At 74.6% G+C, this 21,361-nt stretch carries 18 protein-coding genes; 4 read left to right on the forward strand and 14 right to left on the reverse strand.

Annotated features, from left to right (window positions below; translation table 11 throughout):
* Nucleotides 1–11: 11 nt before the first annotated feature.
* The 8 genes from trxA to BLU55_RS14595 all read right to left on the reverse strand — a co-directional run bounded on the left by trxA (nucleotide 12) and on the right by BLU55_RS14595 (nucleotide 9,829).
* Nucleotides 12–338: a thioredoxin gene (gene trxA / locus BLU55_RS14560; RefSeq protein WP_091731087.1), complete on the reverse strand. Its 327-nt coding sequence runs from the start codon at nucleotides 336–338 to the stop codon at nucleotides 12–14.
* A 106-nt stretch (nucleotides 339–444) separates the two neighbouring features.
* Nucleotides 445–1,473: a thioredoxin-disulfide reductase gene (gene trxB / locus BLU55_RS14565; RefSeq protein WP_407938433.1), complete on the reverse strand. Its 1,029-nt coding sequence runs from the start codon at nucleotides 1,471–1,473 to the stop codon at nucleotides 445–447.
* A gap of 59 nt (nucleotides 1,474–1,532) precedes the next feature.
* Complete coding sequence (locus BLU55_RS14570) at nucleotides 1,533–2,345, reverse strand: transglutaminase-like domain-containing protein (protein ID WP_091733969.1); 813 nt, start codon at nucleotides 2,343–2,345, stop codon at nucleotides 1,533–1,535.
* A gap of 11 nt (nucleotides 2,346–2,356) precedes the next feature.
* Entirely contained in the window at nucleotides 2,357–3,133 is a 777-nt protein-coding gene (locus BLU55_RS14575) for a hypothetical protein (protein WP_091731092.1), read from the reverse strand.
* Complete coding sequence (gene sigM / locus BLU55_RS14580; RefSeq protein ID WP_091731095.1) at nucleotides 3,130–3,801, reverse strand: RNA polymerase sigma factor SigM; 672 nt, start codon at nucleotides 3,799–3,801, stop codon at nucleotides 3,130–3,132. Before sigM ends, BLU55_RS14575 begins: the two co-directional genes overlap by 4 nt.
* A complete protein-coding gene (locus BLU55_RS14585) occupies nucleotides 3,798–5,822 on the reverse strand; it encodes a protein kinase family protein (RefSeq protein WP_157682892.1) in 2,025 nt (674 codons plus the stop codon). Before BLU55_RS14585 ends, sigM begins: the two co-directional genes overlap by 4 nt.
* A gap of 43 nt (nucleotides 5,823–5,865) precedes the next feature.
* Nucleotides 5,866–7,578 carry a murein biosynthesis integral membrane protein MurJ gene (murJ, locus tag BLU55_RS14590; RefSeq protein WP_091731100.1) on the reverse strand — a complete coding sequence of 571 codons (1,713 nt, stop codon included), beginning with the start codon at nucleotides 7,576–7,578 and terminating at the stop codon, nucleotides 5,866–5,868.
* 7 nt (nucleotides 7,579–7,585) lie between these two features.
* Nucleotides 7,586–9,829, reverse strand: coding sequence for a DUF6049 family protein (locus BLU55_RS14595; RefSeq protein WP_091731103.1), 2,244 nt, complete (start codon nucleotides 9,827–9,829; stop codon nucleotides 7,586–7,588).
* A 101-nt stretch (nucleotides 9,830–9,930) separates the two neighbouring features.
* Here BLU55_RS14595 and BLU55_RS14600 point away from each other — a divergent pair, with 101 nt between their 5' ends.
* Nucleotides 9,931–11,358 (forward strand): CCA tRNA nucleotidyltransferase, encoded by a 1,428-nt coding sequence (locus tag BLU55_RS14600; RefSeq protein WP_091731105.1) that lies wholly within the window; start codon nucleotides 9,931–9,933, stop codon nucleotides 11,356–11,358.
* 125 nt (nucleotides 11,359–11,483) lie between these two features.
* Entirely contained in the window at nucleotides 11,484–11,951 is a 468-nt protein-coding gene (locus BLU55_RS14605) for an SRPBCC family protein (protein WP_231916889.1), read from the forward strand.
* Here BLU55_RS14605 and BLU55_RS14610 read toward each other — a convergent pair.
* From BLU55_RS14610 to BLU55_RS14625, 4 genes are all read right to left on the reverse strand, one after another.
* Entirely contained in the window at nucleotides 11,929–12,351 is a 423-nt protein-coding gene (locus tag BLU55_RS14610) for a GntR family transcriptional regulator (protein WP_231916890.1), read from the reverse strand. The two genes, BLU55_RS14605 and BLU55_RS14610, sit on opposite strands and share 23 nt — an antisense overlap.
* Nucleotides 12,352–12,362: 11 nt before the next feature.
* On the reverse strand, nucleotides 12,363–13,265 hold the full coding sequence (locus tag BLU55_RS14615; protein WP_091731109.1) for a hypothetical protein: 903 nt from the start codon (nucleotides 13,263–13,265) through the stop codon (nucleotides 12,363–12,365).
* A 95-nt stretch (nucleotides 13,266–13,360) separates the two neighbouring features.
* Nucleotides 13,361–14,452: an inositol-3-phosphate synthase gene (locus tag BLU55_RS14620; protein ID WP_091731112.1), complete on the reverse strand. Its 1,092-nt coding sequence runs from the start codon at nucleotides 14,450–14,452 to the stop codon at nucleotides 13,361–13,363.
* Nucleotides 14,453–14,503: 51 nt separating this feature from the next.
* On the reverse strand, nucleotides 14,504–15,169 hold the full coding sequence (locus tag BLU55_RS14625; RefSeq protein WP_091731114.1) for a PadR family transcriptional regulator: 666 nt from the start codon (nucleotides 15,167–15,169) through the stop codon (nucleotides 14,504–14,506).
* Nucleotides 15,170–15,526: 357 nt separating this feature from the next.
* Here BLU55_RS14625 and BLU55_RS14630 point away from each other — a divergent pair, with 357 nt between their 5' ends.
* Nucleotides 15,527–17,638, forward strand: coding sequence for a transglycosylase domain-containing protein (locus BLU55_RS14630; RefSeq protein ID WP_231916891.1), 2,112 nt, complete (start codon nucleotides 15,527–15,529; stop codon nucleotides 17,636–17,638).
* Nucleotides 17,635–19,083 carry a glycosyltransferase family 87 protein gene (locus BLU55_RS14635; protein ID WP_091731120.1) on the forward strand — a complete coding sequence of 483 codons (1,449 nt, stop codon included), beginning with the start codon at nucleotides 17,635–17,637 and terminating at the stop codon, nucleotides 19,081–19,083. Before BLU55_RS14630 ends, BLU55_RS14635 begins: the two co-directional genes overlap by 4 nt.
* Here the strand turns inward: BLU55_RS14635 and BLU55_RS14640 are convergent.
* Complete coding sequence (locus BLU55_RS14640; RefSeq protein WP_091731123.1) at nucleotides 19,044–20,150, reverse strand: alanine racemase; 1,107 nt, start codon at nucleotides 20,148–20,150, stop codon at nucleotides 19,044–19,046. The genes BLU55_RS14635 and BLU55_RS14640 overlap by 40 nt on opposite strands.
* Complete coding sequence (locus BLU55_RS14645; RefSeq protein ID WP_091731126.1) at nucleotides 20,150–21,352, reverse strand: lipid II:glycine glycyltransferase FemX; 1,203 nt, start codon at nucleotides 21,350–21,352, stop codon at nucleotides 20,150–20,152. The genes BLU55_RS14640 and BLU55_RS14645 overlap by 1 nt, the downstream gene beginning before the upstream one ends.
* Nucleotides 21,353–21,361: the final 9 nt, after the last annotated feature.

Genomic DNA, 21,361 nt, shown 5'->3' on the forward strand with positions numbered 1-21,361 from the left:
GAGCCGGGGGCTCAGCCGATGTAGTCGGCGAGCTCCTTGAGCAGCACCGACTTGGGGCGGGCGCCGACGATCTGCTTCACGACCTCGCCGCCCTGGTAGACGTTGAGGGTCGGGATGCCGCTGACCCGCGCGTTGGAGGCGGTGACGGGGTTCTCGTCGACGTTGAGCTTGACGAAGGTCAGCTTCTCGCCGTGCTCGGAGTTGAGCTCGTCGAGGATCGGCCCGACCTGGCGGCACGGACCGCACCACTCGGCCCAGAAGTCGACCAGGACCGGCTTGTCGGACTTCAGCACCTCGGTCTCGAAGTTGTCGTCGGTGACGGCCTGCAGGTTCGACATGTGTTGCTCCATTCATCGAGAAGACTCGTGGTCGTGCGGGATGTGTCTGGTGTGAACAGCCCGCGGGGGTGGATTGTTCCAGGGGTGGGTCGTCGTGCGGGCTGGCTCAGGCGCCGGCGCCGACGGTGGCCGCACCAGCCGGGGTGATCTTGGCGAAGTCGAGGTCGGCCAGGAATCGCTCGGTGTCGAGGGCCGCGGCGCAACCGCTGCCAGCCGCCGTGATGGCCTGGCGGTAGGTGTGGTCGACCAGGTCGCCGCACGCGAAGACGCCGGAGACGTTGGTGCGGGTCGAGCCCGACTCGGTGAGCACGTAGCCCTCGTCGTCGAGGCGGACCTGGCCGTGGAGCAGCTCCGAGCGGGGGTCGTGGCCGATGGCCACGAACAGGCCGGTGGCGTCGAGCTCGCGCTCCTCGCCGGTGCGGGTGTCGCGCAGCGTGACGCCGGTGAGCTTGTCGTCGCCGTGGATGGCGGCGACCTCGGAGTTCCAGGCGAACTCGATCTTGGGGTCGGCCTGGGCGCGCTCCTGCATGATCTTGGAGGCGCGCAGCTCGTCGCGGCGGTGGATCAGGGTGACCTTGGAGCCGAAGCGCGACAGGAAGGTGGCCTCCTCGATCGCGGAGTCGCCACCGCCGACCACGGCGATGTGCTGCTCGCGGAAGAAGAAGCCATCGCAGGTCGCGCACCAGCTGACGCCGTGGCCGGAGAGGCGGTCCTCGTCGGGCAGGCCGAGCTTGCGGTAGCCCGAGCCGGTCGCCAGGATCACCGCGCGGGCGCGGAAGCTGCCGTCGGCGGTGGTGACGACCTTGGTCTCGCCGGTCAGGTCGAGCTCGACGACGTCGTCGGCCACCAGCTCCGCACCGAAGCGCTCGGCCTGGGCGCGCATCTCGTCCATGAGGGCGGGGCCCTGGATGCCGTCGCGGAAGCCGGGGAAGTTCTCGACCTCGGTGGTGTTCATCAGCGCGCCACCGGCGGTCACCGACCCCTCGAAGACCAGGGGCGCGAGGTCGGCGCGGGCGGCGTACACCGCGGCGGTGTAGCCCGCAGGGCCGGACCCCACGATGATCACGTCGCGGATCTCGGTGCGGGTGTCGGGGGTGGCGCTCACTGCTGGTGTCCAATCGTCGGTGGTGCGGATCGTAGGGCCCAACGCTGCGGTCCGGGCGGATGTTCCGGGGGAGGCTCGGTCCCCGGACCTCAGCCCAGCGCGACCAGGCTGGTGAGGTCGTCGCCCGGCAGGTCGGGCGAGGCGGTGGCGTCGACCGACATCGAGACCAGGTCGGCGCGACCGGACTGGACCGTGAGGAACGCCGTGTCGGAGGCGTCGCGACCGGTGGCGATGCGGACCAGGGTGCCGCGGGGGGCGAGCGTGGTGGCGTCGACGGCGTACCACCGGCCGTCGATCGCGGCCTCGACCACGGCGTGGAAGTCCATGGGATCCAGGCCGGGGGCGTAGACGCTGACCAGGCGCGCGGGCACGTTGCGGGCCCGCAGCATCGCGATCACGAGGTGCGCGAAGTCGCGGCACACGCCCTGGCGGGCCAGGAAGGTCTGGGTGGCGCCGTCGGTGGGGCGGCTGGACCCGCTGACGTAGTAGAGCTGGGTGCCGACCCACGAGCTGACGGCGTCGAGCAGCTCCTTGCCCTCGAGGTCGCGGAACTCCGCCCACGCGGTGGGGCCGAGCTCGTCGGACTCGGCGTAGCGGCTGGGACGGCGGTAGACGATGTCGTCGACGGGGTCGACCTCCGCGGGCGCGGCGCTGCTGGTGACGGTGGCGCGGTAGTCGAGCCGCAGCCGACCGACCGGGGCGGTGCAGACGTGCAGCCGGCCGCCGTCGGCGACCGCCACCTCGCGCACCGCGACGGGGCTGCCGTCGACGGTGAGCGAGAGCTGCTCGTCGCTGCGGCCGGCCCCGTCGGCGACCGCGACGGACCAGACGAGCTCGGCCTCCTCGCGGATGTCCATCTCGACGGAGGATCGGACGGCGCGGGTCCGCGCGGGGCTGCTCATGGGCCCCATTCTCACGGTCGGGGAGCCGCGGCGCGAAATCGCGTGCCGGCCAGCACCCGGTCGCCCTCGCAGGACCACACCTGGGCCGCCGTGGTGCCGTCGGGCAGGGTGCGCACCAGCAGCACCGCGGGGGTGCCGTCGAGGGTGACGGCCCGGGCGCGGCCCGGCCGGTCGGGCGCGGCGCAGCCGGTCTGGTCGAGGCCGGTGTCGGGACCGGCGCCGCGCAGCGTGGAGCGGTCGGCGTCGACGAGGCGGCGCACGTCGCGCCGCAGCGTGTCCGCGCCGAGGTCGGGCACGCCGCCGCGTGCCGCCTCGGGCTGCTCGCTGCTGCCCCCGGTGCTCCCGCCGTCGGACCCTGCCTCGGACCCGGCGTCGGACCGGCTCGAGCCGCTGCTGTCGGCGCTGCTCTGCGAGGAGCCGCCGGCACCGCCGAGCGGGTCGCCCCGGCCGAGGACCAGGGCGCCGCCGCCCACGAGGACCACCACGGCCGCCGCGGCCGCGAGCAGCCCGGCGCGTCGCCGGGGCCGCCGGCCCTGGAGCGGGGTGACGGTGGCGTCGGCACCGGAGCTGGCCGGGGTGCCGCTCGCGGCGGGGCCCGCGTCCAGTGCCGCGTCCAGTGCGGGGTCCAGTGCGGCGTCCAGGCGGGCGGCGACGTCGGCGGGCACGGGACCGGGGGCGTGCGCGCCGCCGGACCCCAGGTCGGCGAGCAGGTCGCGCACCCGTCGCTCGTCGGGGTCCGTCAGGTCCTCGGGGACCTCACCGGGGGTGCCGTCGTGGGGGCCGGTCATGGCTGCTCACCTCCTCGGGTCGCCTCGGGGTGGGACGCGCCGGAGGCGTCGGTGGTTCCCACCGGGCCCTCGGACGCGGGCTCGCGCCACACGTCGCGCAGCAGCTCGGCGAGCCGGGCCCGGCCGCGCGAGCAGCGGCTCTTGACGGTGCCGATTGGCACCTCGAGGATCTCGGCCGCCTCGGCCACGGGGAAGCCTTCCATGTCGACGAGCACCAGCGCGGCGCGCTGCTCGTGGGGCAGGGTGGACAGAGCGGCCAGGACGCGGTCGCGGCGCTCGTGGTCGACGGCCGCGGCGGCGGGGTCCTCCGGCGTCGCGCCGGTCGGCGAGAGCCGGGCGCGGTGCTCGACGTCGTCGGGCAGCGGGTCGGCCCGGCGGACCTGGGCGCGACGCATCCGGTCGAGGCAGGCGTTGACCACCACCCGGTGCAGCCACGTGGTCACGGCCGCGTCGCCCCGGAAGCCCGCGGCGCGGCGGTGGGCGTTGACCAGCGCCTCCTGCAGGGCGTCGGCCGCCTCCTCGCGGTCGCCGGTGGTGCGCAGCGCCACGGCCCAGAGCCGGTCGCGGTGCCGGGTGACGAGCACCCCGAAGGCCCCGCCGTCACCGGCGACGTGGGCCCGGAGCAGCTCGTGGTCGGTGCGGTCGTCCTCGAGGGCGGGCGGCGTCACGACCGGGCCGTGATCTCGGCGATCTCCCCCCGGTAGCCGCCGGAGGTCGGCGGCAGCTGGGTCAGCCACACCAGGACGTAGCGGGTGGTCGGCTTGGGGTCGAGCTCGACGGTGGTGCGTGCCGGGGCGTCGGCCTGCTCCCCGACCTGGTCGAGCTGGGAGACGTCGGTGGGCATCTCGGTGACGCCGGCGGGGGCGGCGTACACCTCGTAGCTGGTGGGGCTGGTCGCGAACCGGACCGTGACCGAGCCGACCTCGCGGTCGCGGCCGAGGTCGAGCATCAGGCCCACGCCGTCCTTGAGCCCGCCCAGGTCGGGGCGGTTGCGGTAGGTCAGCGTCGTCCACGCCGTCGCGGGGTCGCCGTCGATGGCGTTGGGCGCCTCCTCGGGGTTCTCCTCGGCCGGGTCGCCCTCGGGGTCGAAGTCGCTGACGCCGGCCGGCTTCAGCACCTGGCTGGCCGCGGCGCTGCTCGGGGAGTCGGTGGGGTCGGGGGAGCCGCCGAGCAGGGCGCCGTCCTGGCGGCCCAGCGAGAACGCCACGGCCGTCGCGACCGCGAGGGCGATCACCACCGCGATCACCACCGCGGTGCGGAGCCAGCCGCGCCCCTCCGTGCCGGCGGGTGCACCACGACCGGCGTCGCCGTCGTCGGTGAACAGCCAGTGCTCGGGGCTCTCGGGTCCGCGGGTGTCGCCGGACCGGTCGCCGCCCTGGGTGGGCGGCCCACCCTGGCTCGCGGTGGGGCCGTGGCCCTGGGTGTCGTCGGACCAGGCCTGCGTCCGGCTGGCGGCCCCGGCCGGCACCCGGCGCTCCGTCGTGGCGAAGAGCGGTCGCTCCGGGGAGTCCTCGAACGGCGGGGGCGGCGGCAGCGGGTCGGGGGCGGCCAGGGGCGAGAGCGAGTCGGGGGCCTCGTAGGGCTCGCGGTGCAGCGCGGTCTGCTCCATGGCGGGCCCGATGGTGGGGCTGCCGGTGGGGCTGCCGGTGGGGCTGCCGGTGGGGCTGCCGGTCGCGTCGACGCGGGTGGTGGGGGCATCGAGGCCTGCCGCGGCCGCGTGGCCCACGGCCGGGAACGGCGTGGCGGCCTGGGTCGCCTCCGGGTCCCAGGCGGGGTCCGCCGGGGGGGTGGTCTCGCGGTCGACCCCGGGCTCGGCGCGCGGGTCGGCCGCGACCAGGGTGGGCTCGTCGTCGCTCGCCGGCTCGTGGTGCATCGAGGCCAGCGTCAGGGGGGCCCCGGCGCCGGAGTCGCCGGTGAAGTCGGCCAGCGCGGCGGCGATCTCCTGGGCGGTCTCGATCGGCATCGCGTGCTGCGCGGCCTCCTGGTGGAGCACCCGGTCGCAGATGGTGTCCAGCACGCGCGGCACCCCGGCCCGGACCTGACGGGGGCGCAGCGGCCGGCGGCCCTCGCGGGGGGCCGGGGGGACGGAGGACTCGGCGATGCCGGGCCAGCGGCCGGTGAGCGCGGCGTACAGGATGCCGGCGAGGTTGATGACGTCGGCCTCGCGCGCGTCGGTCTCGCCGTACGACGGGTCGGGGGACGGCGGGTGGTGCAGGCTGGCGTCGACGACGTAGCCGATCAGCTTGACCGCGCCCGCGTGGGTGACCAGCACCGACTCGGGGTTGAGCCGCCCGTGGGCCACGCCCTGGCTGTGGCCGTGGGCGATCGCCTCGGCCACCTCCCGGGTCAGCCAGGCGGCGCGCGAGGGCGCCAGCGTGCCGCGCTCGAGCATCAGGTCGAGGGAGAGGCCCTCGCCCCACTCGTTGACGACCCAGGCCACCCCGTCGGCGTCGTCGGCGTCGAGGACGCGGAGCAGGTGGGTGTCGTTGACGGTGGCCGACAGCCGTGCCGCCTCCATCAGGGCGGGGGCGCGCGGGTCGTCGCTGGGGAGGGCGTGGATGGCCACGCTGCGGGCCAGGACGGTGTCGGTGGCACGCCAGAAGCGGGCCCCGTCGTCCTCGGTGAGGAGGTCCTCGAGCCGGTAGCGGCCGGCGAGCAGGGTCCCGGGACCGATGGCTCCGCTCGTCACGATCTCCTCCTCCGCGTCGGGGCCCATCGTAGGGCCCGGTGGGTCAGCCCGAGGCCGGTCCGGCGGGCGTCCGGCCGCCCCTGCCGGGACGGAGACGGCGCAGCACCAGGGACATGACGTCGTTCACCTCGGTGATCCGCAGCACCCGCGCGAGACCGACGTACGCCGCGAGGAAGCACAGCCCCACCGCCCCCAGCTCCAGGACCGCGCGGACCAGCCCGCGACCGGGCAGCACGAGGTCGAGCACCGCTCCCGCCGCCTCGCGGACGCCGACCGCGACGAGCGCCGCCAGGCCCGCGGCGATCGCCAGCCGGACCAGGAAGCGCAGCAGCAGCCGGCTCGACAGGCCGCCGACCCGGCGCACCAGCAGGGTGTAGGACACCGCCGCCCCGACGCCGTAGGAGCAGGCGTAGGCGATCACCAGCCGCGGGGCCACCTGGCTGGGGTCCACGCCGCGGGTCAGCAGCAGGGCGGCCACGATGTTGGTGGCGGCGACGGCGCACTGGACGAAGAACACCAGCCGGGTCTGCTCCAGGGCGTAGAAGCCCCGGAGCACCAGGTAGTGGGCGGTGAACAGCACCAGGCCGAACCCGAACAGGGTCAGCGTCGGCGCGAAGTTGCCGTAGTCGGAGGCCGCGGCGCCGTAGCCCCAGATCACCTGGGCCAGGTCGAGGGCCATCACGGCGAACAGCACGGCCACCGGCACCACCAGGGCGTACGCCGAGCGCAGCGTCGAGGCGACCGTGCGGCCGATCGAGGTGAGCTCGCCGTCGGCGGCGTACCTCGACAGCAGCGGGAGCATCGCGGTCGCCAGCGAGACGGTGATGATCGAGTGCGGCACGATCGTGAGCAGGTAGGAGTTGGAGTAGACGGTGTAGCCGGTGCCCTCGACGCCGCCGGTCGCGCTCTCCCCGACGGTGCCGCCGCTCGCGAGCTTGACCACGACCGTGTAGGCGACCTGGTTGACCACCACGAACAGCACCGTCCACACCCCCAGCCGCAGGGTGTGGCCCAGGCCGGCGCCGCGGAAGTCGAAGCGGGGCCGGTAGCGCACGCCGGCCGCGCGCAGGTACGGCACCAGCACCAGCAGCTGGACCACGATGCCGAGGGTGGAGCCGAGGCCGAGCAGCGCCTCCTGGCCCGGCGTGAAGCCGCCCTGCTTCTCCGCGCCGCTCGCCGCGCCGAAGACGAGCAGGTAGGCCACCAGCACGCCGACGGCGATGACGTTGTTGGCGATCGGGGCCCACATCATGGGGCCGAACCGGCCGCGCGAGTTGAGCACCTGCCCGACCAGCACGAACATGCCGTAGAAGAACACCTGCGGCAGGCAGAACCGGGCGAAGGCGACCACCGAGTCGAGCTGGGCCCGCCGGTCGGGGCCGTAGTAGGCGGGGTCGAGGAACAGCCGCATCAGCAGCGGCGCCGCGACGACGAGCAGCACCGTGACCACGCCGAGGAACAGGATCGCCAGCGTCACGATGCGGTTGAGGTAGGCCTCACCGCCGTCGGCGTCGTTCTTCATCGAGCGCACCAGCTGCGGCACCAGCACGGCGTTGACGACGCCGCCGGCGAGCAGCACGTAGAGCATGTTGGGCACCGTGTTGGCGATGGTGAACACGTCGGCGTGCAGGCCGATGCCCAGGGCCGCGGCCAGCAGGATGCCGCGGACGAAGCCGCTGAGCCGGGAAAAGATCGTGCCGGCGGCCATCACCGCGCTCGACGACAGCAGCGACCGCGACCGGTCGGAGGCGCTCATCGGGGCCTCACCCGGCGGCCCGGCGCCAGCGGTGCTCGCGCACCCGCAGCACGATCCGGCGCGCGATCATCACCGCGAGCAGCAGGCCGCCGGCGGCGATCACGACCCAGATGAAGATGCCGACCTGGCTGGTGCGCAGCGCGAAGGTGAAGGCCTGGCCGGCGTCGGCGCCCGAGAGCGTGACGGGCTGCAGCGTCACGGAGTGGACCCCCTCGGGACTGCGCACCGGCAGCCGCATCGTGTAGCGCTGGCCCGGCCCGAGGTCGACCGGGTCGGGGGTCTCGACGCTGACCTCGCCGTCGGTGGCCGCGCGCAGCCCGACGGTCACCGGCTGCTCGAGGCCGTTGACCAGGGTGACGGTGACCTCGCCGGCACCGCTGGACAGGGTCACGAAGTCGGTCCCGGTGACGGCGACGCGGTCGATCTCGCGCTGGGCGGCGTCGCGCATCGCGATCGCCTGCGCGGCCGTCGCGCCGCGGGCCGAGCGGGCGGCGTACGACACCGACTGGAGCGAGGCGCCGAGCAGCCGGTCGAGCACGTCGTTGTCGTTGGCGAGCATCCCGTCGAGCACCAGCGCCGCCCCGACGAGGCCGCGGGCCACGTCGATGCTGGTGGCGCGGATCTCGTCGTCCTCCTCCGAGCGGGGGTAGGGCAGTGCGGCGTCGTACGTCGTCTCGCCGCGGGGCAGCGGGGCCAGGCGCAGCCACGGCACGTCGAGCCCGCCGAAGAAGTCGGCCTCGCGCCAGCGTGCCCCGGGGTCCCACCGCTCGGGCAGCGCCAGCACGACCGGCCGCGGGTCGGCGCCGGACCCCGCCTCGAGCGCGGTCTCGGAGAGCAGCCGCTGCCGCAGCGCGAGGGGGTCGGTGGGCGAGGTGGGGGCCGGGCCGCCGGAGGAGGCGCGGGCGTCGGTGAGGGTCAGCCGCTGGCCCTCGACCGTGCGGGAGGCCACCGGCGCGTCGAGCTCGGCGTTGTCACCGAGGAGCAGCTCGGCGTCCGAGGGCAGCCGTCCCAGCAGGTCGGAGTCGAAGAACCCGCTCGGGGGAGCGACCACGAGCGGCCCCTCGAGGTCGCGGGCCCCCATCCGGCGGGCCGCCAGGCGCCAGGACCGCTCGAGCAGGCCGACGCTGCGGCGGGCCAGGCCGGCGGCGTCGGGATCGGCGTACCCCAGGGTGAGCAGGTCGTGCTCGCGCAGCGAGTCGACCAGCTGCGTCAGCAGCGCCCGCGCGGCCTGGCTGTCGGCCTCGCTCGGGATCCCGGCGCCGGCGTCGCCGTCGCCCCGGGGGGTGGGGCTCGCGGAGGGCGAGGGGGACCCGGACGCCGAGCCGCCGCCGGAGCCGCCGTCGGACCCGCCGTCGGAGCCGTCCCCGTCGTCGGGGTCGGCGACCCGGCGCCTGCCCCCGAGCGAGAGCGAGGGGTTGCCCTGGGCCAGGTCGCCCACGGCGTCGAGCACGGCCGGGTCGGCCACCCAGGTCAGCGGGTCGTCGCCGGCGCTGTCGGCGAAGTCGGCGAGGCGGGCCAGGCGACCGGTGTCGCCGGTGAGCCGGACCCAGCGCTGCGGTGCCGCCAGGCTGGCGTCGGCGGCGCGGCGCGCGGGCTCGCGCAGGGGGAGCACCACCGAGACCGGGACCCGGGTGGCCCGGGCGCGCGCCCGCGAGACCAGGGGGACGAAGGTGCGGGCCCGGCCGTCGGCGACGCTGTCGCGGCCCGCGGAGGAGGTGCCGAGCGCGTGCACGCCGATCCAGTAGACGCCGGGGTCCCCGCTGATCGGGAGCTCGGAGACCGGCACCCGCAGGCTGAACGAGAGCCGCTCGCCCGGGGCGAGGTCGCCCAGGGAGACGAAGGTGCCGGCGTCGTCGAGGCGCTCCCCGACGGTGGCGGCCTCGTCGGTCTGGGCGGCCAGGGCCACCTCGTCGCGGGTGGTCATCGGGGTGGTCGAGGAGAAGGGGGCCACGTTGACGTCGCTCCACTCCTCCTCGGAGCTGTTGGTGACCGTCCCCTGCATCCGCACCGCCCCCCGACGCGGGAGCACCGACGGGGAGAGGGAGGCGAGCTCGACCGTCAGCGGCGTGGCCTCGCCGGCGGAGCTGTCGGTGGGGTCGGCGGTCGGAGTGGCCCCGGTGGAGCTGCTGGGGGAGCTGGTCGTGCTGCTGGGCGAGGGGGTCGGTGCGGCGACCACGGCACCGGGCAGCAGGGTGAGCGTGAGCAGGGCCACCGCGGCGAGGGCGCGGGTCGACGAACGGGCGCGGCTCACCCCGGGAGACTACCGAGCGCGGGGACGCCGACCCCGGCCCGGCGCAGGGTCGGGCGCGTCCCGCCGCACCTCTAGACTCGTCTCCCGTGTCCGAGGAGCCCATGCTGATCACCGACGTCCAGGAGCGGACCGTCCGGGCGCTGCGGCGCGTGGCCCCCGTGACCGACGAGCTGGGACGGCGCTTCGCGGCGGCCGGCGAGGAGATCGCCCTGGTGGGCGGCCCGGTGCGCGACGCCATGCTGGGCCGGCTGCAGACCGACCTCGACTTCACCACCTCGGCCCGCCCCGAGGTGACCGAGCGCCTGCTCAAGGGCTGGGCCGACGCCACCTGGGACATCGGCCGTGCCTTCGGCACCATCGGCTGCCGGCGCGGCGACTGGCAGGTCGAGATCACCACCTACCGCTCCGAGGCGTACGACGCGTCCAGCCGCAAGCCCGCCGTGCAGTACGGCGACTCGCTCGTCGGCGACCTCGAGCGCCGCGACTTCACCGTCAACGCGATGGCGCTCTCGCTGCCGGGCGAGCAGCTCGAGGACCCCTTCGGCGGCATCGTCGACCTGGCCGAGAAGCGGCTGCGCACCCCCGGCACGCCCGAGCAGTCGTTCTCGGACGACCCGCTGCGGATGATGCGCGCGGCCCGGTTCGCCGCGCAGCTGGGCTTCGCGGTGGCTCCCGAGGTGGTCGCCGCGATGACCGACATGGCCGAGCGGATCACGATCGTCTCGGCCGAGCGGGTCCGCGACGAGTTGGTCAAGCTGGTCTGCGCCGCCGACCCGGTGCGCGGGCTGCGGCTGCTGGTGGAGACCGGCCTGGCCGAGCACGTGCTGCCCGAGCTGCCCGCCCTGGCGCTGGAGCGCGACGAGCACCACCGGCACAAGGACGTCTACGAGCACACCCTCACGGTGCTGGAGCAGTCGATCGACCTGGAGGACCGGCTCGGGGGCGGTCCCGACTTCACGGCCCGGTTCGCGGCGCTGATGCACGACGTCGGCAAGCCGCGCACCCGCCGCTTCCTCGACGACGGCAGCGTGACCTTCCACCACCACGACGTCGTCGGCGCCAAGCTCACCCGCAAGCGGATGCAGGCGCTGCGCTTCTCGCGCGACCAGACCGACGCGGTGGCGCAGCTGGTGGAGCAGCACCTGCGGTTCCACGGCTACGGCTCCGGGGAGTGGACCGACTCCGCCGTGCGCCGCTACGTGCGCGACGCCGGCGACCAGCTGCAGCGGCTGCACGTGCTGACCCGCGCCGACTGCACCACCCGCAACAAGCGCAAGGCCGAGCGGCTGCGGCGCACCTACGACGACCTCGAGGCCCGCATCGAACGGCTGGCCGAGGAGGAGGGGCGGGCCGCGCTGCGGCCCGACCTCGACGGCAACCAGATCATGACGATCCTCGGCATCGGCCCCGGGCGCGAGGTCGGCGAGGCCTACCGCCACCTGCTGGAGCTGCGCCTGGACCACGGCCCGATGGCCGAGGCCGACGCCGCGGCCGCGCTGCGCGAGTGGGCGGCCGCGCGCGGGCTCTGAGTGCTCGCGGCCGACGAGGCCTCACGTGGGACTCCCCACATCGGGGTAACTCGCTGTGACATCGGCCGTTACAGTCCCTGAGCCCGACCCCGTCCGCCCGTCCGACCGCACCCCCAGGAGCCACCGTGCCGCTGACCGACGTCGCCCCCCTCGAGGCCACCACCGAGATCGCGGCCCCGCCCGCGAAGGTGTGGGCGCTGGTCTCCGACCTGCGCAACATGCCGCGGTGGAGCCCCCAGAACGTCAAGACGTTCGTCCGGGGCGGCGAGATGAAGGTCGGTGCCAAGCTGGTCAACGTCAACCGGCGCGGACTGCTGGTGTGGCCGACCCAGGGCCAGGTCGTCGACCTGACCCCCGAGAAGCGGGTGGCGTTCCGGATCAGGGAGAACTGGACCGTCTGGTCCTTCGACCTGGAGCCCACCGCCGACGGCGGCACCCGGGTCACCCAGCGTCGCGAGGCGCCGAAGGGCATCTCCGACCTCTCGGTCACCCTGACCAAGCGGGTGCTGGGCGGCCAGGAGTCCTTCACCGCCGAGCTTCAGCAGGGCATGCAGCAGACGCTGGCCCGGATCAAGGCCGACGCGGAGCGCTGAGCGCCCGCGCCACGGCGTCGGCGACGGCGTCGTCCGGGTGCCCCTGCGCCCGGGCCCGCTGCACGTACGCCGCGGCCCACGCGTCGAGCTGCGCCTCGCGCTCGGCGGCAGGGGTCGGGACCACGCCGCTGGCGACCCGGGTGCCGCCGCCGCGGCGGGAGACCAGCAGGCCCTCGGCCTCCAGCTCGCGGTAGGCGCGCGCGACGGTGCCGACGGCGAGGCCCAGGTCGCCGGCCAGCTGGCGCAGCGGGGGCAGCCGGTCGCCCGCCGCGAGCACGCCCGCGCCGACCAGGCCGGCCAGCTGGCGTCGCAGCTGCTCGTACGGCGGCGTCGGGTCGTCCGGCTCGACGACCAGCGCGAGCCCGCCCGGGTCGCCGGGGGGCGCGGGTCCCTCGGTCACCTCGGCCGGGCTCACCGCTGTGCCGGGACGGGCGGGTACGCCGGGGCCGGCGTGCGGGGCCGGCCCGCGAGCAGCAGCGCGGTGCACACGAGCAGCAGCGCGGCGGCCGGCACCAGGCTGAGGGTGATCACCAGCCCGACGGGCCCGGTCCAGGCGGCCGCGCAGTCGACGCCGTCGGCCCCCAGCTGCTGCAGCGCCAGGCCCGCGGTCAGCCCGATCCCGACGTACGGCGCGCTGGTGGCCAGGCCGGTGGCGGCCAGCACGACCGTCAGCGAGCGGCGGCGCAGGGCGTCGTCGGCGTCGGTGGCCCCCAGGCCGCGGGGCCGCAGCACCACCTGGCGGGCGGCGAGGGCCGCCACGAGCAGCACGAGCACCAGCGCCACAGCGAGCGGCCCGCTGTAGTAGGAGCCGGGGTACGGCGTCCGCGAGGAGCCGCCCTGCGCCGTGGTGCAGGCCAGCGCCCGCATCGAGTCGGTGTACGCGTCGCGGCTGGCCGTCAGGGTGGTGAGGGCCAGCACCACGGCCGCGACCACGACCTGGGTCGCCACGGCCCAGGCCAGCGGGCGCGGTGCGTAGTCGCGCACCCGCCGGGGCCGCAGCGACGCCGAGCGCGACCCCGCCCCCCGACGGGGCCGCACGACGGTCTCGCCGAGGGCGACGGCGACGAGGACGCACAGGCCGAGCACGGCGGGCGCGAGCATCGGGCCGGTGCCGTAGGACCCGCGCTGCCAGACCTGCCCGGCCGCCACCAGCCCCACCACCAGACCGGCCAGCCGGGTCGCGGCCACCCACCGCGACTCGCGCGTCGGGGGCACCCGCCGGCCGCCGGTCCGCAGCACCAGCGACAGGACCACCGCGGCCCCCACGACCAGCGCCAGCAGCACGGCCAGCTCGACCAGCCCGACTCCGATCACGACGACCTCCAGCTTGTGTCAGATGAGTGACACAAGACTGGAGGTCGTGGTGGCTTGTGTCAACCAGATGACACAAACTGGTGGGACGAGCAGGCTCAGCGCTCGACGTCACCTGCGATGAAGGCCTCGACGGAGGCGCGGCCCTGCTCGTCGGGGCGCTGCACCGGCGGGCTCTTCATCAGGTACGACGAGGCGGACAGCAGCGGGCCGCCGATGCCGCGGTCCTTGGCGATCTTCGCCGCCCGGATGGCGTCGATGATGATGCCGGCCGAGTTGGGGGAGTCCCACACCTCGAGCTTGTACTCCAGGTTGAGCGGCACGTCGCCGAACGCGCGGCCCTCAAGGCGCACGTAGGCCCACTTGCGGTCGTCGAGCCAGGCGACGTAGTCGGAGGGCCCGATGTGGACGTTCTTGCTGTCGGTCAGGCCGGCCAGCGATCCGGTGAGGTTGGAGGTGACGGCCTGGGTCTTGGAGACCTTCTTGGACTCCAGGCGCTCGCGCTCGAGCATGTTCTTGAAGTCCATGTTGCCGCCGACGTTGAGCTGGTAGGTGCGGTCCAGCGCCACGCCGCGGTCCTCGAACAGCTTGGCCATGACGCGGTGGGTGATGGTCGCGCCGACCTGGCTCTTGATGTCGTCGCCGATGATCGGGACGCCGGCGGCCTCGAACTTGGCCGCCCACTCGGGGTCGGAGGCGATGAAGACCGGGAGCGCGTTGACGAAGGCCACGCCGGCGTCGATGGCGCACTGGGCGTAGAACTTGTCGGCCTGCTCGGACCCGACGGGCAGGTAGGCGACGAGGACGTCGACCTCGGCCTCGCGGAGCGCGGCGACGACGTCGACCGGGTCCGCGCCGGACTCCTCGATGGTCTGGCGGTAGTACTTGCCCAGGCCGTCCAGGGTCGGGCCGCGCTGCACCTCGACGCCGAGCGTCGGGACCTCGGCGATCGTGATGGTGTTGTTCTCGGAGGCGCCGATGGCCTCGGAGAGGTCCTTGCCGACCTTCTTGTCGTCGACGTCGAACGCGGCGACGAACTCCACGTCCCTGACGTGGTACTCGCCGAACAGCACGTGCATCAGGCCGGGCACGGTGGCCGACGGGTCGGCGTCCCGGTAGTACTCGACGCCCTGGACGAGCGAGCTGGCGCAGTTGCCGACGCCGACGATCGCGACTCTGATCGATCCCATGTGGTTCTCCTCTGCGGGGGTTGGTTCGGTGGCTCGGGGTGGTGGGGGTGTCTAGGTCGGGCCCGGCGGGTCGACCCGCCGCCGCGACGCCTTCGTCGGGCGGTTGGGCCGGGTCCGCGCGCCGCGGGCCGGCGGGTCCACGGGTGCAGGCGTGGGGACGCCGTCCGGTGGCGCCGGGCGCGAGAAGCCGCGCTCGGCCTCGATCAGGTCGGTGAGCCAGCGGACCTCGCGCTCGACCGACTCGGTGGAGTGGCGGTGCAGCTCGCTGACGTAGCGGTCGACGGGCCCGGTGGGGGTCCGGTCGTCGCGGGCCCGGTCCAGCCGCTCCTGGAGGCGGCCGCGCCGGCCCTCGAGGATCCGCAGCCGCACGTCGAGGTCGGTGCGCGAGAAGAAGGCGAAGCGGGTGTGGAAGTCCTCGTCCTCCCACGCCGAGGGCCCGGCGTCGGTGATCCGCTCGGCGAAGAACGCCTCGCCGGCCGGGGTGATCCGGTAGACGATGCGCTGCCGGCGCGAGACCCCGGTGGAGGTGGCGGTGTCCTCGGCGACCAGGCCGGCCTTGAGCATCCGCTTCAGGGCCGGGTAGAGCGAGCCGTAGGACAGCAGCCGGGTCCAGCCCATCAGCAGGTTGAGCCGCTTGCGCAGCTCGTAGCCGTGGAGCGGCGACTCGTGGAGCAGGCCGAGGACGGCGAGCTCGAGCGTGGCGGCCTTGCTGGCCATCGCGTCCTCCTCGTCGGTCCGTCGCCGTCGGGCGCCGGGGCGCCGTGTCTCGCCCCAACATATCGCAGCGATATATCGAACCGTGCACCCGGCACGCCGGCGGGCGGCGTCCGTCCCGGTTCGACCCGCCCGCTCAGCCGGACCCCGTACTCTTCGTGACCGTGACCGACCCGTCCGCGGGGTGCCCAACCAGGAGGTAACGGCTCAGTGAGCGCGCAAGGGACCCCACCCCGGAAGTCGTCCGGCGGGGGAGCGAGCAGGTCGGCCGGGAAGTCCGGCGGTACGTCGGCCGGGAGGTCGGGCGGGAAGTCCGGCGGCTTCGGGCGCCGGCTCAGGGCCGTCGCCAAGTGGACGCTGGTGGTCGGGCTCGTGCTCGCCCTGGTGGCCGGCGGCATCTTCTACTTCACCTACCGCAACACCGAGATCCCGAGCGCCAACAAGGCCTTCGAGTCGCAGTCGACGTACGTCACCTACAACGGCGGTGACCAGCGCATCGGCACCTTCGCGGAGCAGAACCGCGAGTCCATCCCGCTCGCCGACATCCCGCAGTCGATGCAGGACGCGGTGGTCGCGGCCGAGGACCGCAGCTTCTACACCAACAGCGGCATCGACCCCAAGGGCATCCTCCGGGCGGCGTTCTCCAACGCCACCGGCAACGCCACCCAGGGCGCCTCGACCATCACCCAGCAGTACGTCAAGCTCCTCTACCTCTCGCAGGAGCGCACGCTCTCGCGCAAGGTCAAGGAGGCGTTCCTGTCGCTGAAGGTGCAGCAGGAGCGGTCCAAGGAGTCGATCCTCGAGGGCTACCTCAACACCATCTACTTCGGCCGCGGCGCCTACGGCGTCCAGGCCGCCTCGCGCGCCTTCTTCGCCAAGCCCGCCCGCAAGCTCACCGTCCAGGAGTCGGCCGTGCTGGCCTCGGTGCTCAACTCGCCGACCGCGCTGTCGCCCGACGGGGGCCGCGAGGCGCGGCAGCGGCTGATCGCCCGACACGACTACGTGCTCGACGGCATGGTCGAGGCGGGGGCGCTCGACGCCTCCGAGGCCGACCGGCTCAAGGGCCGGCTGCCGAAGTTCGCCAAGCGCGGCAACAGCAACCAGTTCGCCGGCCAGCGCGGGTTCATGCTGGCGATGGTCAAGGACGAGCTGCAGCGGCTCGGCTTCGACGAGACCGAGATCGACACGGGCGGGCTGCGCGTGGAGACGACCTTCACGCCCAAGGCCATGGCCGCCGCCGAGGAGGGGGTCGCCGAGCAGAGGCCCGAGGGCCTCAAGGGCCTCCACGTCGCCACCGCGTCGGTCGACGTCGGCTCGGGGGCCCTGCTCGGCTTCTACGCCGGCCAGGACTACCTCGCCTCCCAGCTCGACTGGGCCTCCCTCGGTGGCTCGCCGGGCTCGGCGTTCAAGCCGTTCGCGCTCGCGGCCGGCCTCGACCAGGGCTTCAGCCTCAAGTCCACCTTCGACGGCAACTCGCCGTACGAGTTCGAGGACGGCAGCGGCTCGGTCGACAACCAGGGCGAGGGCACCGGCGAGAACTTCGGCTCGGCGATCAGCCTGCTCACGGCCACCGAGAACTCCGTCAACACGGCGTACGCCGACCTCACCGACGCCATGGACGACGGCCCCGAGGCGATCCGCAAGATGGCGATCGCCCTCGGCGTCCCGCGGCGCTCGCCCGGCCTGGAGCCCAACAACGCGATCGCCCTGGGCTCGGCCACCGTCAGCCCGATCTCGATGGCCAACGCCTACGCCAGCATCGCCAACGGCGGCGTCCACCACGACGTCTTCACGGTCAAGAAGGTCACCCGGGCCGTCGACGGCGAGGTGCTCTACCGCGCCCCGCGCAAGAACGACCGGGTGCTGTCGGAGGACATCGCCGCCGACACCAGCTACGCCCTGCAGCAGGTGGCGAGCGCGGGCACCGGCCGCAACGCCAACGTCCTGGGCCGTCCGGTCGCGGGCAAGACCGGCACCGCCACCAACGCCGACGGCGACGTGTCGTCGGCCTGGTTCGTCGGCTACACCCCGCAGGTCGCCACCGCGGTGATGTACGTCCGCGGCAAGGGCAACGAGGCGCTCAACGGCTTCCTGCCCACGTTCTACGGCGGCGAGTACCCCGCCCGGACCTGGGCCGCGATCATGGGCCGGGTCATGGACGGCACGGACGTCGAGAACTTCCCGCCGCCGGTCTTCGTCGAGGGCTCGCCGCCCGAGTCGGGCCACGAGCCCTACACGCCGCCGCCCTCCCCGACGGCCACCCCGACACCGACGCCGAGCGAGTCCCCGACCCCGACCCCGACCCCGACGCCCACCCCGACGCCGACCCCCGCGCCCACGACCCCCGCCCCGGGCGAGCCGACCGACCCGGGCCCCGACCTGGGCCAGCCGACCACCCCGCCGGGCGGCCGTGACGAGACGGGTGGCGGCGCGGGCACCAGCGGGCCGGGACGTCCCTCGCCGACCCCGTGACCGACGACGCGACCCGGCCGGCGGTCGTCGCGCCCACCGCGGTCGACCCCGTCGCCCGGGCGCTGAGCGAGGTCGCGGGCGGACCTCCGGGTCGCCACGCCCGGCCGCACCGCTGGTGGTCGCCCGTGAGGGTCGTGCTGACGCTGGTCGCGGTGGTGATGGCGCTCTCGGTGGTGCACCACGTGCCGTGCCTCGACACCGGCTGGGCCTCGGACCAGGCCCGCTACGGCAAGGGGTGCTACTCCGACGTCCCCTACCTCTACACCGGGCGCGGCCTGGCCGAGGGGCTGTGGCCCTACGCGGCCGGCGAGGGCGAGGAGAGCGGCGGTCGCTACCGCACGATGGAGTACCCCGTCGGGATCTCCTACCTGGCCTGGGGGGCCGCCCGCCTGACGCAGCTGGTGGCGATGGACGGCCCGAGCCTGGCCGAGCGCCGCCTCGCCGACCCGGCGTCGGTCTGGGGGATGCCCGGGATGGGCACCGAGACCAGCTCCTACTTCCTCCTCACCGCGATCCTGCTGGCGATGTGCGCCCTGGGCGCGGCGTGGTTCCTCAGCGGCGTCGACCGCCGCCGCCCGTGGGACGCGCTGCTCCTCGCGCTCTCCCCGGCCCTGCTGGCGACCGCCCTCATCAACTGGGACCTGCTCGCGGTGCTCTTCGTCGCCGGGGCGCTGTGGGCCTGGGCGCGCGGCCGGCCGGGCCTGACCGGCGTGATGATCGGCCTCGGCACGGCGAGCAAGCTGTTCCCCCTGTTCCTGCTGGGGCCGGTGCTGGTGCTGTGCCTGCGGCGTGACGCCTCGGGCCGGCGCGACCTGCGGCCGTTCGGCTCGGCCCTGGTGGGGGCGCTGGTCAGCTGGGTGGTGGTGAACGCCCCGGCGTACCTCTCCAGCCCGGAGCGGTGGCGCGTCTTCTGGGTCTTCAACGCCGACCGCGGGGCCGACCTCGGCTCGGTGTGGCTGGCGCTGACCCACGCGGGGCTCGAGTTCACGCCCGGGACCATCAACACGTGGTCGTGGGTCGTGTTCGGCGCCGTCTGCCTGGGCGTGGCGGTGCTCGGCCTGGTGGCGCCCGAACCGCCCCGGCTGGCTCAGCTGGGCTTCCTCGTCGTGGTCGGGTTCCTGCTGGTCAACAAGGTCTACTCACCGCAGTACGTGCTGTGGCTGCTGCCCCTGGCCGTGCTGGCCCGGCCCCGGTGGCGCGACCAGCTCGCGTGGCAGGCGACCGAGGTGTTCTACGTCGCGATGGTGTGGGCCTACCTGGCGGGCTACCTCGACGGTGCCGTCGAGGGCCAGGCGCCGACGTACGACGTGGCGATCTGGGTGCGCGTGCTCGGCCAGCTGGCGCTGGCCGCCCTGGTGGTGCGCGACGTGCTGCGGCCCGCGCGGGACCCCGTCCGACAGGACGCTCAGCTGATCTCGACCCGGTCGAACGCCGTCGCGGTGTAGCGCACCCGCACGTCGAGCTCCTGGCCGACGACCGGCACCGGCGCGCCGTGGGGGATGAACAGCATCGAGACCTGCATGTGCGGCGGCTCGGCGAACAGCCGCTGCTTTCCGCCGACGCTGTAGGGCGAGCGCACGAACCCGGCCGCGTCGAGCCCGCCCCGCGCGATCGAGGCCGCGCGCGCCTTGAGGGTGGCCTCCCCGGTGGGTGCCTCGAGGCCGATGCCGTGGGAGGTGCCGCCCGAGACGACGAGCAGGGTGCCGCGCCGGGGCGCGGACCGGCCGCGGTAGCCGTAGGTGTCGCCGCGCTCGACGGGGTGGGCGTCCAGGACGGTGCCGGTCACGCGCAGCGCGCCCCGGTCGCCGAGCCACAGGCCGGTGCCCACCCGCGGCCGGAACCGGGCGCCGGGGAACTTCAGCGCCAGGATCTCCAGCTCGGACTCGGTCAGGTGGGAGACCCAGACCTGCGTGGCGCGCTCGCCGAAGCGGGCCAGGTCGGCCAGCTGCGGGTCGCTGAGGATGCGCTCGACCTCGGGGACGTGCGACGGCTTGGTCAGCAGCGTCGGGCGGGTCACCGGCAGCGGCAGGTGCAGGGCCACGCCCTCGAGGCGCACGCCGCGGCCGTCCCCGACCACGCGCAGCGCGTCGCGCACGTCGACCGCCGGGAGCCCGTGGCGCAGCATCGAGGTGAGCCGCTCCAGGACCACGCGCACCGGCCGGCCGGCGGTCCGGCCCTGCTCGTCGAGCGCCTCGAGGTCCTGCAGGCGGCCCACGGTGTGGACCACCCGCGCGGGGTCGATCTCCAGCTCCTCGGGCGTGGGCTGGAAGGGTCGCCAGGGGGAGAGCACGAGCAGGTCGCCGTCGAAGCGCTGGTGCAGCTCGGGCAGCTCGTGGTGGGTGCCGACGGCGACGGTGTCGACCCCGAGCCACTGCGCGCGCCGGGCGAGCCGGTGCAGGCCCAGGCCGTAGCCGTTGCCCTTGATGACCGGGACCAGCCCGGGCTGGCGCTCCACGGTGCCGCGCAGGTGCGCGCGCCAGCGGTCGCCGTCGACGTGCAGGACCAGGGCCATCAGCCCCTCCTCCTCATGTAGAGGTCGAACGCGGCGTAGATCGGCTTGCTGAGCGGCAGGTCCCACTCGCCGGCGAGCTCGACGGCCTCGCCGCCGGTGCCGACCTTGAACTGGATCAGGCCCACGTGGCTGTCGTCGGCGGTGAGGGTGTCGGTGATGCCGCGCAGGTCGTAGACCCGGGCCCCGGCGGCGAGGGCGTCGCGGACCATCTGCCACTGCACCGCGTTGGACCCGCGGACCTCGCGCTTGTCGGTGGAGGAGGCGCCGTAGGAGTACCACGCGTGGCTGCCCACGCGGATCCAGATGGTGGCGGCCACCAGGTCGCCCTCGTGGTGGGCGAGGTAGAGCCGGATCCGGTCGGGGTCGTCGGCCCCGAGCGCCGTCACCATGGTGCGGAAGTAGGCCAGCGGGCGCGGCGTGAAGTGGTCGCGCTCGGCGGTGTGGACGTAGAGCGCGTGGAAGTCGGCCAGCGCCTGCTCGAGCTCGGGGTCGAGCGTGGCCGCACCCGGCACGCAGCGGACCTCGACGCCGAGCTTGGCCGCCTTCTTGATGTTGCGGCGCCACAGCTGGTTCATGCCGCGCAGGACGTCGTCCTCGGCCAGGGGCGTGCCGGAGGCGTCGGCGAGCGGCACCTGGAAGTTGTACTGCGGCTGCCCCGCGGCGAACCCGCCCTCGACGGCCTGCGGCCGCCAGCCGAGGGCGCGCAGCTGCTCGGTCAGGCGGGTCCCGGTGGGGTGCTGCTCGGTGGGCGGGAGGCTGGTCAGCGAGGTGACCGACGCGTCGGCGATGCCGTCCTTGACCTGCGCGGCGCTCCAGCGGCGCGTGACCACCGGTGGTCCCATGCGGATGCCGAAGGCGCCCTGGCGGCGCAGGTGCTCGACCATCGGGTCGAGCACGGCCTGCAGCCGGCCCCCCTCGACGGCGGCGTCCCAGTCCAGGACGGGTCCCTCGGGCAGGTAGGCCAGGTAGCGGCGCACCTTGGGCAGCTGGCGGTAGAGCACGAGGCCGGCCCCCACGAGCCGGTCGCCGTCGAACCAGCCGATCGACTCGGGGCGCCAGTCGGGCTTGACGGCGGCCCAGCCGGGCGTCTGGAGGAAGCTCGCCGAGCCGCCCCGGGAGGCCAGGTCGTCCACGAAGGCGCGGTGCTCACCCGGACCGAGGGTGCGGACGGTGAGGACCGACGTGCTGCTGGGGGAGACCACCGCCCGAGC

This window comes from Nocardioides scoriae (assembly GCF_900104965.1).
GTDB lineage: Bacteria > Actinomycetota > Actinomycetes > Propionibacteriales > Nocardioidaceae > Marmoricola > Marmoricola scoriae.

Coding starts and splice junctions, on each gene's coding strand:
- BLU55_RS14600 (WP_091731105.1), top strand. CDS start 9,931: ATGCTGATCACCGACGTCCAGGAGCGGACCGTCCGGGCGCTGCGGCGC.
- murJ (WP_091731100.1), bottom strand. CDS start 7,578: ATGAGCGCCTCCGACCGGTCGCGGTCGCTGCTGTCGTCGAGCGCGGTG.
- BLU55_RS14620 (WP_091731112.1), bottom strand. CDS start 14,452: ATGGGATCGATCAGAGTCGCGATCGTCGGCGTCGGCAACTGCGCCAGC.
- BLU55_RS14625 (WP_091731114.1), bottom strand. CDS start 15,169: ATGGCCAGCAAGGCCGCCACGCTCGAGCTCGCCGTCCTCGGCCTGCTC.
- BLU55_RS14640 (WP_091731123.1), bottom strand. CDS start 20,150: ATGGCCCTGGTCCTGCACGTCGACGGCGACCGCTGGCGCGCGCACCTG.
- BLU55_RS14570 (WP_091733969.1), bottom strand. CDS start 2,345: ATGAGCAGCCCCGCGCGGACCCGCGCCGTCCGATCCTCCGTCGAGATG.
- trxA (WP_091731087.1), bottom strand. CDS start 338: ATGTCGAACCTGCAGGCCGTCACCGACGACAACTTCGAGACCGAGGTG.
- BLU55_RS14575 (WP_091731092.1), bottom strand. CDS start 3,133: ATGACCGGCCCCCACGACGGCACCCCCGGTGAGGTCCCCGAGGACCTG.